The sequence below is a fragment of the Paracoccus sp. IB05 genome (assembly GCF_016405985.1).
Taxonomy (GTDB): Bacteria; Pseudomonadota; Alphaproteobacteria; order Rhodobacterales; family Rhodobacteraceae; genus Pseudogemmobacter.
In genome coordinates this window covers 32,673-44,161 of record NZ_JAEFCF010000024.1, presented here as the reverse complement: position 1 = coordinate 44,161, position 11,489 = coordinate 32,673, and the positions used below count along the sequence as shown (strand labels likewise).

Annotated in this window: 11 protein-coding genes; 8 read left to right on the top strand and 3 right to left on the bottom strand. The window is 64.9% G+C overall.

Annotated elements, in window-relative coordinates; all coding sequences use genetic code 11:
• The first annotated feature begins 63 nt into the window (after positions 1–63).
• The 7 genes from JC607_RS15805 to JC607_RS15775 all read left to right on the top strand — a co-directional run bounded on the left by JC607_RS15805 (position 64) and on the right by JC607_RS15775 (position 6,483).
• A complete protein-coding gene (locus JC607_RS15805; RefSeq protein ID WP_198837865.1) occupies positions 64–1,407 on the top strand; it encodes an oligosaccharide flippase family protein in 1,344 nt (447 codons plus the stop codon).
• Between the two features lie 162 nt (positions 1,408–1,569).
• A complete protein-coding gene (gene rfbC, locus JC607_RS15800) occupies positions 1,570–2,139 on the top strand; it encodes a dTDP-4-dehydrorhamnose 3,5-epimerase (protein WP_198837864.1) in 570 nt (189 codons plus the stop codon).
• Positions 2,136–3,185, top strand: a complete 1,050-nt coding sequence (gene rfbB / locus JC607_RS15795) for a dTDP-glucose 4,6-dehydratase (RefSeq protein ID WP_198837863.1) — start codon at positions 2,136–2,138, stop codon at positions 3,183–3,185. The genes rfbC and rfbB overlap by 4 nt, the downstream gene beginning before the upstream one ends.
• On the top strand, positions 3,182–4,036 hold the full coding sequence (gene rfbD, locus JC607_RS15790; RefSeq protein ID WP_198837862.1) for a dTDP-4-dehydrorhamnose reductase: 855 nt from the start codon (positions 3,182–3,184) through the stop codon (positions 4,034–4,036). The genes rfbB and rfbD overlap by 4 nt, the downstream gene beginning before the upstream one ends.
• The gene (rfbA, locus tag JC607_RS15785; protein WP_198837861.1) at positions 4,033–4,917 is read left to right on the top strand and encodes a glucose-1-phosphate thymidylyltransferase RfbA; all 885 of its coding nucleotides are present in this window, start codon (positions 4,033–4,035) and stop codon (positions 4,915–4,917) included. The genes rfbD and rfbA overlap by 4 nt, the downstream gene beginning before the upstream one ends.
• Before the next feature lie 194 nt (positions 4,918–5,111).
• Positions 5,112–5,300 (top strand): hypothetical protein, encoded by a 189-nt coding sequence (locus JC607_RS15780; RefSeq protein ID WP_198837860.1) that lies wholly within the window; start codon positions 5,112–5,114, stop codon positions 5,298–5,300.
• A 523-nt stretch (positions 5,301–5,823) separates the two neighbouring features.
• Entirely contained in the window at positions 5,824–6,483 is a 660-nt protein-coding gene (locus JC607_RS15775) for a sugar transferase (protein WP_233092944.1), read from the top strand.
• 404 nt (positions 6,484–6,887) lie between these two features.
• On the opposite strand, the gene JC607_RS15770 is transcribed toward JC607_RS15775, so the two are convergent.
• Together JC607_RS15770 and JC607_RS15765 are read right to left on the bottom strand one after the other, a co-directional pair.
• Positions 6,888–8,144: a Wzz/FepE/Etk N-terminal domain-containing protein gene (locus tag JC607_RS15770; protein WP_198837858.1), complete on the bottom strand. Its 1,257-nt coding sequence runs from the start codon at positions 8,142–8,144 to the stop codon at positions 6,888–6,890.
• A gap of 12 nt (positions 8,145–8,156) precedes the next feature.
• Positions 8,157–9,083, bottom strand: a complete 927-nt coding sequence (locus JC607_RS15765) for a CpsD/CapB family tyrosine-protein kinase (protein WP_198837857.1) — start codon at positions 9,081–9,083, stop codon at positions 8,157–8,159.
• A gap of 413 nt (positions 9,084–9,496) precedes the next feature.
• On the opposite strand from JC607_RS15765, the gene JC607_RS15760 reads away from it, so the two are divergent.
• Positions 9,497–10,522 carry a glycosyltransferase family 2 protein gene (locus JC607_RS15760; protein WP_198837856.1) on the top strand — a complete coding sequence of 342 codons (1,026 nt, stop codon included), beginning with the start codon at positions 9,497–9,499 and terminating at the stop codon, positions 10,520–10,522.
• Here JC607_RS15760 and JC607_RS15755 read toward each other — a convergent pair whose 3' ends face one another.
• Entirely contained in the window at positions 10,523–11,275 is a 753-nt protein-coding gene (locus tag JC607_RS15755; RefSeq protein ID WP_233092943.1) for a WecB/TagA/CpsF family glycosyltransferase, read from the bottom strand.
• Positions 11,276–11,489: the final 214 nt, after the last annotated feature.

The window sequence follows — 11,489 nt, the reverse complement described above, 5'->3', positions numbered from 1 at the left end:
CGACCCTGCCGACGGTGTGACCGACCGGATGACCGAGCGGGGCAGGGCAGAAAAGGGCAGATCATGGAACTGACCGGAGGCAAGAGCCTTTTCCGGCGAGCGCTTGGCGGCGGGGCCTTTGTCGCGGGGTCTTACGTTTTCGCGCAATTCGCCCGGCTGTTGTCGAACCTGGTTCTGACGCGGCTTTTATATCCCGAGGCCTTCGGGGTCATGGCGCTGGTCATGGTTGTGCTGGTCGGCCTGCAGATGTTTTCCGATGTCGGCATCGGCCCGGCCATTTCGCGTTCTGCGCGCGGCGATGACCCGGATTTCCTGAACACCGCCTGGACGCTGAATGTGTTTCGCGGCGCGGGGCTCTGGGTGCTGACCTGCCTTGTCGCCTGGCCCGCCGCCTGGTTTTACGGCGTGCCGGAGCTTGCGCTTATGGTGCCGGTCGCGGGGCTGACGCTGCTGATCGGCGGCTTCAACCCGACGCGGATCGACACGGCAAACCGACATCTGCTTCTGGTGCGGGTGACGCTTCTTGATCTCGCCGCGCAGATCGGCGGCATCGTGGTGATGGTGGTTTTCGCCTGGATCACCGGCTCGATTTGGGCGCTGGTGGTGGGGGCGGTGGCGCAGGTGCTGCTGAAACTGTGCCTCACTTCGGTCTTCCTGCCCGGGCCCGCCAACCGTTTCCGCTGGGAGCCCGATGCCGCGCGCGAACTGGTGCATTTGGGGAAATGGATCCTTGCCTCGACGGCCGCCGGCTTCCTGCTGACCCAGGGCGATAAGGCGGTGCTGGGATCCTGGCTCAGCATGGCCGATCTCGGGCACTATAATATCGGCTTTTTCCTCGCCTCCTTCCCGGTGCTGCTGGCGGGGCTGGTGGTGACGCGGATCATGATCCCGATCTACCGCGAGCTGGGCCCCCATGCCGATCCGGCGGGCGCGCGCAAACTGCGTCATTTGCGCTTTGGCCTGACGATCCCGATGCTTTTGGTGATGGGCGCCATGGCGGCGGGCGGCGACCTGATCGCGGGCGTTTTATACGATGCGCGCTACCAGGATGTGGGCGTGATCATCGCGGCGGTGGCGATGGCGCAGATGCCGATGCTGATCGGGCTGACCTATGACCAGGCAGCGCTGGCGGCCGGAGACGGGCGGGGCTTTTTCTTCGTCCAGGCGATAAGGGCGGCGTTGCAGACCACGGCGCTGATCATCGGCGCAGGCTGGGGCGGGCTTGGCGGTGCCCTTCTGGGCCAGGGGCTGGCGCTGGCGCTGGCACATCCGTTTCTGATCCGGCTGGCGCGGCGTCACAAGGCCTGGGATCCGCGCCATGATCTGACGGCCGCCGCGCTGGCTCTGGTGCTGATAATTACACTTTGCTGGTCCGGGCGTGACGAATTGCTGACATTATTTGGATAGATATGACGGATGCGGGCTTTTCCGCGCCCCGAAAGCTGCGGCACTTGTGACAGGCGGCGCGGGGCTTATGAAGGGGCAATGCCCGTTGATGACGACGCCCGATTGCGACCCGGACCTGATTGCGACCCGACCCGATTGCGACCCCTGAGGAAGACCAGCCAGATGCAGACCGAAGCCACCGCCCTTCCCGAAGTCCTCCTGCTGACGCCGCGCCGTTTTGGCGATGCGCGGGGCTGGTTCACCGAGACATTCAATGCGCTTCGGATGAAAGAGGCCGGGATCGATATTGACTGGGTGCAGGACAACCATTCCTTTTCCGCCGCCAAAGGCACTTTGCGCGGGCTGCATTACCAGTCCTCCCCCCATGCCCAGGACAAGCTGGTGCGCTGCACCCGCGGCGCGATCCTTGATGTGGCGGTGGATTTCCGCGAAGGCTCGCCCCGCTTTGGCCAATGGGTTGCCGAAGAGCTGTCGGCGGAAAACGGGCGCCAGCTCCTGATCCCGCAGGGCTTTTTGCATGGCTTTGTCACCCTGACCCCGGATGTCGAGGTGCAATATAAATGTTCCGATTTCTACGCGCCCGACTGCGACGGCGCCGTCCGCTGGGATGATCCGGAGATCGGGATTGACTGGGGCCTCGACGGCGCGCCGCCGGTTTTGTCAGACAAAGACCAGGCCGCGCCGCTGTTGAAAGATGCGGGCCGCCCCTTCCGCTATGAGGTGAAAGCATGAAGCTTCTCGTGACCGGAGGCGCGGGGTTCATCGGATCCGCCGTGGTGCGGCTGGCGGTCTCGCGCGGGCACAGCATCGTGAATGTCGATGCGCTGACCTATGCGGCCTGCCTGGAAAATGTCGCCTCGGTCGGCAACAGCCCGCTTTATGCCTTTGAACAGGCCGATATAAGGGACCGGGCGGCGCTTGACCGGATTTTCGACGCGCATCAGCCCGATGCGGTGATGCATCTGGCGGCGGAAAGCCATGTTGACCGCTCGATCGACGGGCCGGGGGATTTCGTCGAAACGAATATCACCGGCACCTATAACATGCTCGAGGCCGCGCGGGCCTGGTGGACGCGCGCCGGCAAGCCTGCGTCTTTCCGGTTTCACCATATTTCGACCGATGAAGTCTTCGGCTCGCTGCCGCGCGATCCTGCGGTGAAATTCACCGAAGAGACCGCCTATGATCCGCGCTCGCCCTATTCGGCATCGAAAGCGGCCTCGGATCATCTGGTGCGCGCCTGGGCCGAGACTTACGGCCTGCCGGTGGTACTGACCAATTGCTCGAACAATTACGGCCCGTTCCATTTCCCGGAAAAGCTGATCCCGGTGATCATCCTGAACGCTTTGGCCGGCAAACCGCTGCCGATCTATGGCGATGGCTCGAATATCCGCGACTGGCTCTATGTCGAGGATCACGCCGATGCGCTGCTGCTGGTTGTCGAGAAAGGCCAGCTGAACCGCAGCTATAATATCGGCGGCGAGAATGAGCGCACCAATCTGGAACTGGTGCAGACGCTTTGCGCCATCCTTGACCGCAAACGCCCGAAAGGGGCGGGGTCTTACAGCGATCAGATCACTTTCGTGACCGATCGCCCCGGCCATGATGCGCGTTATGCCATTGATCCCTCCCGCATTCGCGAGGAACTTGGCTGGCGGCCCTCGGTCACCGTCGAAGAGGGGCTGGAGCGCACCGTCGACTGGTATCTCGCCAATGAGGCCTGGTGGCAGCCGCTGCTGGCGCGGCAGGGCGTGGGCGAGCGGCTGGGGGTTAAGGCATGAAGCTGCTCGTTTTCGGAAAAACCGGCCAGGTCGCGACGGAATTGCAGCGCCGCCTGCCGGCGGGGGTTCAGGCGGTGTTCCTGGGCCGCGATCACGCGGATCTCGCGGATCCGGCCTCTTGCGCGGCCGCGATTGCCGACGGGCGGACCGAGGCGGTGATCAATGCCGCGGCCTGGACCGCGGTCGACAAGGCCGAAAGCGAGGAGGCGCTGGCGAGCGTGGTCAATGGGGACGCGCCCACCGCAATGGCCGAAGCCTGCGCGAAAGCGCAGATCCCCTTTCTGCATATCTCGACCGATTACGTCTTTTCGGGCCAGGGTGACCGTCCCTTCCGCCCCGAAGATCCGGTCGCACCGCTCGGCGCCTATGGTCGCTCAAAGCTGAAAGGTGAGGAGGGCGTGCGCGCCGCCGGCGGCCAGCATCTGATCCTGCGCACCTCCTGGGTGTTCTCGGCCCATGGTGCGAATTTCGTGAAGACCATGCTGCGGCTGGGCCGTGAGCGTGACCTGCTGAAGGTCGTGGCCGATCAGCATGGCGGCCCGACCCCTGCGGCAGCGATTGCTGATGCGCTTTTGACGGCAGCTTTGGCGATGAAGGCGGGTGCCCCGGGCGGCACGCATCATTTTTCCGGCATGCCAGATGCGAGCTGGGCGGATTTCGCACGCGAGATCATGACCCGTGCCGGTCTGTCCTGCCGCATCGAAGGCATCCCGACCCGCGATTACCCGACCCCGGCGCAGCGGCCGCTGAATTCGCGGCTGGACTGTTCGGCGCTGGAGGCGGCATTCGGCATCCCGCGCCCCGACTGGCGGGCCGGGCTTGATGAGGTTCTGAAGGAGCTGGCAGTATGACACAGGCCGTGAAACGCAAGGGTATCATTCTGGCGGGCGGTTCGGGCACGCGGCTCTATCCGATCACCATGGGCGTCTCAAAGCAGCTGCTGCCGCTTTATGACAAGCCGATGATCTATTATCCGCTCTCGGTGCTGATGCTGGGCGGCATCCGTGAGATCGCGATCATCACCACGCCGGAGGACCAGACGCAGTTCCAGCGGCTGATGGGCGATGGCAGTCAATGGGGGCTGTCGCTGACCTGGATCACCCAGCCTTCGCCCGATGGCCTGGCTCAGGCCTATCTGCTGGCCGAAGACTTCCTCGGTGGCGCGCCTTCGGCGATGGTGCTGGGTGACAATATCTTTTTCGGCCACGGCCTGCCGGAAGTGCTGGCGGCGGCATCTGCGCGCGAGGCCGGCGGTACGGTGTTCGGCTATCACGTCTCTGACCCGGAACGCTACGGCGTGGTGGATTTCGACCGCGACGGCAATGTGCGGGCGATCATCGAAAAACCGGCCAATCCGCCGTCGAATTTCGCGGTGACCGGGCTGTATTTCCTCGACGGTCGGGCATCGGAACTTGCGGCGCGGGTGAAGCCATCCGCGCGCGGCGAGCTGGAGATTGCGGATCTGCTGGAGATCTACCGGGCCGAGGGCACGCTACGGGTCGAGCGGATGGGGCGCGGCTATGCCTGGCTTGACACCGGCACCCATGGCAGCCTGCTCGATGCGGGGAATTTCGTGCGCACGCTGACGCTGCGGCAGGGTCTGCAAGTGGGCTCGCCCGATGAAATCGCCTTCCGCCAGGGCTGGATCGACGCGGCGCAACTGGCCGCGCGGGCCAAACTCTTCGGCAAGAACGATTATGGCCGCTATCTGTCAGAGCTGCCCGCCGACTGAAGTCCCCCTCCGATTAAGGTCCCGGGCAGCCGATCGGCCGGTCCTGTGTTTTTTCTGCGCAACATTAGGTCATTGTTAACCTGTTGCGCGGCAATCCTTGTAAAACCCCTGACACTGCGCTGTTCTGGGGGACAATAACCGCGGCCCCAGGTCGGGACATGCCGCGTTGCAGGAAATGTAAGCAGCGGGGACATATGATAGCAGGATATCTCTCGGTCTCGGTTCTGGTTTCTGGCCTCGCGCTCGGCCTGTCGGTCCTGGCGGGACACCCGCCTCTGGCCTGGCTGCTCTTCTATGCCGGGGCAGGGGCTACCTCTCTGATGGCGCTGGTTTTTTTACGTGCAGGCCGCTGGGAGGAAGAACCGGACGCCAGCGGCGCCTGACAAATCGCGCGGGGATCCGATCCGTCTGCTGCCACAGGGATAACGGCCAGATCTTGCGGATTGTAGTAGAATACGAAACAATATTTCGGGAGTTTTCGCGCGCCTTGCTGAATGCCTGCAAGCATTGCGGTGGCAGGCGGGCCCGAATCGCGCCGCGCTGCGCCTGGGTCTTTGTGTCCTTCGCGGGGCCATTCCGGGCCAGATCATGGCATTTTCGGCCCGAAGCCAGGAGCTGATCCCCTGGATCTGGCAAAAATTCTTTGAATTGCGTCGGAATTGTGGTGAACGCATGGCGATCATGCTTTTCGCGCCCCTTCCGCATCGGGTAAAATGGTCCTTGGGGGCATTCTGACCGGGTGCTGAAGATGTGGTTTGAAGTTCTGCCAAATTTTGATGTGGCGACGGTGAAAATCGTCACCCGGGGGTTCTGTGCTGTGCCTCGTTTGCCAAATTTGTTGATCGAACGCTGACAATGTCAATCATTTCAGCAAAAACCGCCGGGGCAGCGGGCGCGGCGCCATTGTTGCGGAAAGTTTCTGACAAAGGCGAGCCGGTGTTGAACCTGCCCGCCCGTGGCGGCGTCTATCGCCGCGCTTTCAAACGGGCGCTGGATCTGTTCGCCATTCTGGCGGCGGTGCCGATTATTGTGCCGGTGATTGTCGTGCTGGCGATCCTTGTGGCGCGCGATGGCGGCAGCCCCTTCTACAGCCAGATGCGGATCGGCAAAGGCGGGCGTTCGTTCCGGATGTGGAAGCTGCGCTCGATGGTGGTCGATGCGGATGAGCGGCTGGAGGCCTGGCTTGCGGTCAATCCTGCGGCGCGCGCAGAATGGGACAGCACCCAAAAGCTGCGCAACGACCCGCGCGTCACCCGGTTCGGCCATTTCCTGCGTCGCTCGTCGCTGGATGAACTGCCGCAGCTCTGGAATGTCTTCATCGGCAATATGAGCCTTGTCGGCCCAAGGCCGATGATGCTGAACCAGCGCGAGCTCTATCCCGGCACCGCCTATTATGCGCTGCGCCCGGGGGTGACCGGCTACTGGCAGACCGCCGGCCGCAACCGCACGACCTTTGAGGCGCGGGCGGAATATGATGCGGTCTATGAGGAACAGCTTTCGCTGGTGACTGACCTTGGCATTCTGGCGCGGACTGTGAGCGTGGTTCTGCGCGGCACCGGCTGCTGACACACGGATGCCTTTTTACGGGGCGTTCGCCCCGTAAAAAATCGCCTGCTGCCGGTCGCGTGAACCGCAGGTGCAGCTGCCTCAGATTAAGACCATAGCGCGGTCAATCTCATGGGGCCGGAACAGACCGGTTCTGAAGGCCGAAGCTGCAAGTTCGGTGGACCTCCCGGACAAGTGGCATTTCCATGGTCGGCGTCCTGACATTGACGCTCCGGAGCCTGGTCAGGGCTATGCCGAGAGGCGAAGGAGATGTCCGGTTCTGTGCCGCGAGGTGCAAAAGCGCGGCCAGCCGCGTGGCCGGCTCGCGCTGCGCTCAGATATATCTGCGACCCAAACCCCCCGCGACACAAAGCGCCGGTGTAACCGGCGGGGCGGAGTTGCCTTGTCGTCGTTGCAGGTCGTCCTCACCCGGATGCGCTGGCCCGCTTGTGATGGCCGCTAGGGTGGATGTCCGGCAAGGCAATGATCGGGCGCAGACCGAGTTCGCGTTCCATCTGCGCCGACGTGCGGATCACCGGCCTCAGCAGGTCCAGCAGGAAGGCAAGGATCAGCCCGCCGAGCAGCCCCGCAATCGCCCCCGCCGCCACGAACATCTTGCGGCGGGGGCCATCGGGATGTTCGGGCGTGATGGCGCGGTCGAGAATGCCGAAACGTTCGCCCTGCTGGCGTTCGGCCAGCCGCACCTGAGAATCGGCTTCGGCCAGCGCATCCGAGGCCTGGTCGAAATTGCGCTGGATCTGACCAAGGTCCCGCTCGAGATCCGCGAGACCGCGCTCCGCCACCGCAACGCCCGTGAGCCCGGCTTCGATGCCGGCGGCGCGGGTTTTCAGCGCCGCTTGCTGCCCCGCGATCAGCGTGGTCTGGTCATCCAGTTCGCGCAGCCGCTGCCGGTCGGTCGGGCGCAGCGTCTCGCGCGCCGAGATGCGGCGGCGCTCCTCATCGACCAGCAGCAGATCGCGGTCGAGCCCGCGCAGATCGGTCTCGATGGTGGTCAGTTCTTCGCGCCGCGTCGCCGATACCGGCGGCAGCATTTCGGCATTTGCATTGCGCCAGGAGATGATCTTCGCCTCCTGCGCCTGGATCTCGGTGTTCAGAACCGCCAGCCGGTCGGAATGGAAGGTGTAGCTTTCGCGTGCCCGCGCCAGCTGGCCCGAAGCAGAGAGATCCACCACGCTTTGCGCCAGATCATTGGCGATCCGCGCCGCATTATCGGCATCGCCGAAGGTCGTGCTGATCACCACCGCCGAGACCTGGGTCGGCTGGCCATAGGCGGGGTCGCCCGAAACCTCGACCGTGTCAAAGCGGATCGCCGCGCGCAGGGCGGTCACTTTCGCCTCGGTCGACATCGCGGGCAGGTCGCTGAACAGCCCGTGCCGTTCAATGATCGCGACCAGGTTCTGCCGCGTCGTCAGCCGGTGTTGCAGCGATTGCACCAGCTGCGCCGAGCCGGAGGCCTGAGCGGCCTCGGCCGGCTGTCCTGCGACCGGCACCCGGACCTGAGCGGTCTGGATTTCGATCGAGGCCCAGGCGGTATAATTGTCGGGGCGGCCCTTGGCGTAAAGCGCGGCCAGCACGACCGCGATCAGCGCGCAAAGCGCGATCATCCAGCCGCGCCGCAGCAGAAAGCCCAGAAGATCTTCGATATTGCGCAGATGTCCCATTGTGATCGTTCCTCAGCCGCGCCCGAACCAGCGGCTGATTGCGCCCCCGAACAGGCGGTCGGCAAGGCCCTGGCCCGCCAGCAGCCCGCGATCCTGTGCCCGGTTCAGCACCACCGCGAGCAGCGGCACGCGGCCCTCGAACATCCGTTCGCAGGCGGTGATATCGGCGGCGGTGGTACGGGTGCCATCCACCACCAGAAGCACCGCATCGACCTGGCCGCTCAGCGCAATCATATCGTCATATTCCAGCGCAGGCGGCGTATCGAAAAGCTGGATATCGGGCTGCAGCAAATCGCTTGCCGATTGCAGCGCGGCGGTGGTCTGCGGATCCTGCAGCGTCTCGGCCGGGCGGGCGACAGGCTCGCTGTTCAGCGCCAGCGCAAGGTTCGGGCCGATGCGGCGGAACTGGCCCTCAAGCGGCTGCTCGCCCTGGAGGAATTCCTGCAGCTGGGGCGACGGGGTTTGTGCAAACAGGCTTGCGAGGCGCGGCTGGCGCAGATCGAGATCCATCAGCACCGTCCGGCACGAGGGCAGCCGGCCCAGCGACAGCGCGAGATTGGCGGCGACATAGCTCTTGCCACAGCCGGCGCGCGGCGAGGTGATGGCGAGCCGGCTCATGCCTTCCTTGGTCATCGCCTGGGCGATGCGGGTGCGCAGCATGTCGAAATAGCGGGTGATCTGGTGATGTTCCGGTTTCAGGAACAAACCGTTTCTGATCAGCCGGGCGGCATCGACATGGATTTCTCCGATTGATTCCCAGACTTTCGACGGGTTCGGGCTGGCAAAGACTGCGGGCGAGATAGAGATCTCGCGCCCGGTGCGCTGGTCAAGCGCGATGGGCAGATTGATGCGCGGATGGCCGGGTTTGAACAGGGAGACAGCAGTGCCACGCGCGGCGGCCCCGGCTTTGCGATCCTGGTTGTCATCTTCTGCGCCCATCAGGGGAAATCCCATATCCAGGGGTTTTGAACCGAAAGGGCCATGTATATTGTGGCGGCTCATTTGTAATCCGGTTCCGACAGAAGGGCGGCAGCAAGACTGCGACCCGGAATTAATATCCCCTGCCGGATGGCAGGCGCGATGCCGGTCCCAGTTGCGAGATCTCCTCCGGGGCCGGTCTGGCCTGAAGGATGCAGCCTGGGGTCCGGGCCCCCGCCCAGAAGAGCATTCCTAACAGATGGAGGGTAAAAATGAAACCCCGGCGCGGGGGAAATGGCCGTGATCTCAGCCACTTTACCGGCCGCGCGGCGGCGCAGCGGGGACGCCGTTGCCGCTCGGGCCGGGGCAGGTGCGGTCGCGGTCTCTGCACAGGGCTTTGACTCTGAAACCGGGCGGGCTTAGGCGTGATGGCCATGACAGCCGATGCTCCTCATATCCCCGCGCGACGGGATCCGTCTGCCCGGCCCGGGCCGGTCGTTGATGCCGTGGTGATCGGCCGCAATGAGGGGGGCCGGCTTGCCGCCTGTCTTGCTTCGCTCAAAGGCCAGGTGCGGCGGCTGGTCTATGTCGACAGCGGCTCGACCGATGGTTCGCAGGCGCTGGCGCGGGGGGCGGGGGCGATTGTGGTCGGGCTTGACCTTTCGCGCCCCTTCACAGCGGCGCGGGCGCGCAATGCCGGTGTGCTTGCTCTGGTTGTAGAGGGCGCAGAGCCCGATTACGTCCAGTTCGTCGATGGCGATTGCGAGGTGGTGCCGGGGTGGGTGGCACGCGGGCTGCAGGGCTTTCGCGACCATCCCGGGGCTGTGGTGATCTGTGGCCGCAGACGCGAGCGGCACCCGGAGACCTCGGTCTATAACCGGCTCTGTGACCGCGAATGGAACACGCCTGTCGGCGAGGCGCTGGCCTGCGGCGGGGATGCACTGATGCGGCTGCGGGATTTCCAGTCGGTGCGCGGCTTCCGCGAGGATCTGATCGCGGGCGAAGAGCCGGAGCTGTGCCAGCGGCTGCGCCGGGCGGGCGGGCATATCTGGCGGATCGAGGCCGGGATGACCCTGCATGACGCGGCGATGACGCAGGTGTCGCAATGGTGGCGGCGCACAAAACGGGCCGGTTACGCCTTTGCCGAAGGCGCGGCCCTGCATGGGCGCGGGCCCGACCGCCACTGGCGGCGCGAGACGGCGCGCGCACTTTTCTGGGGCGCGATACTGCCGCTTGTGGTGGGTCTTGCCGGGCTGATCCACCCGGCATTCTGGCTCATGGCGCTGATCTGGCCCTTGCAGATGCTCCGGCTGGCCTGGGCCTGGCGCCGCGAGGGGCGCCTCGGTGCCGAAGCCGCCATTTTCACCGTATTGGGCAAGTTTCCCGAGGCTCTGGGCGTGATTGGCTATCTGCGCGACCTTGCGCGCGGTCGCAAACGCGGGCTGATCGAATATAAGTAGCTATTGCGCGCGCAGCCGCCAGGCTTTCCTGACCTCGCCCGGCAGGATCGCGAAACAGGCGGCATAGCGCGGCACCAGCCGGCGCGGCGAAGACAGGGCCCGCCAGGCCCATTCCATCGCGATCTTCCGTACCCATTCCGGCGCGCGGGCCTGATCGCCCGAGAGAAACTCCACCCCCGCACCAACCGAGGCAAAGCCCATCCGGGGCGCGAGACTGCGGCCAAGGGCGGCAAAGCGCTCCTGTTTGGGGGCGCCAAGCGCGATCAGGCACAGGCCGGGCCCAAGCGCGTTCAGGTCCTCCAGCGCCGCGCGGGCCGCCTGGCCTTCGGGGTCAAACCCCATCGGCGGTGCAATCAGCAGCCCTTTTTGATAACCGGGGATTTCCCGCGCGAGATGCGCGCTCGCGCCTTCCAGCGCGGCTTCGGTCGCGCCCAGCATCGAGACCGGCAGTCCGGCCTCGGCCGCCAGGCGGCACAGCGGCAGCACAAGGTCCGACCCCGGCATAAGATCGACCGGCTTTTTCGCGAGCCCTGACAGCCAGACGATCGGATTGCCATCGGCCACCACCATATCCTGGCGCGCATAGGCGCCAAGAAAGGCGGCGTCGCGGCGCAGCTTGACCAGGTGGTCGAGATTGATCGTGGCCAGCGCAAAGCCTTCGCCCCGGCGCATCAGATTTGCCACATCGCTCAGGAGCGCGGTGCGGCTGGCATGGGTCACCTCGATACGGGTGTCACGGATGGTAAACTGCAAGAGGCTGGTCCTGAAAAAGGCGGGCTCTGCGCAGTGTAACGCCCGCCCGGGCCAGAGGCGACAGATCTCTGACGGCAACTCTCTGTTTCCCGTTGCGCCGCAGCCCGGGCGGGCCTTGCGCCAGGGGCCGGCCTCGCCTCCGGGCGCCGCATATGCTAGGGTAGGGGCCGAAATCACCACCCCAGCCATGCCAGAGCAGAACGGATCCCGGCCG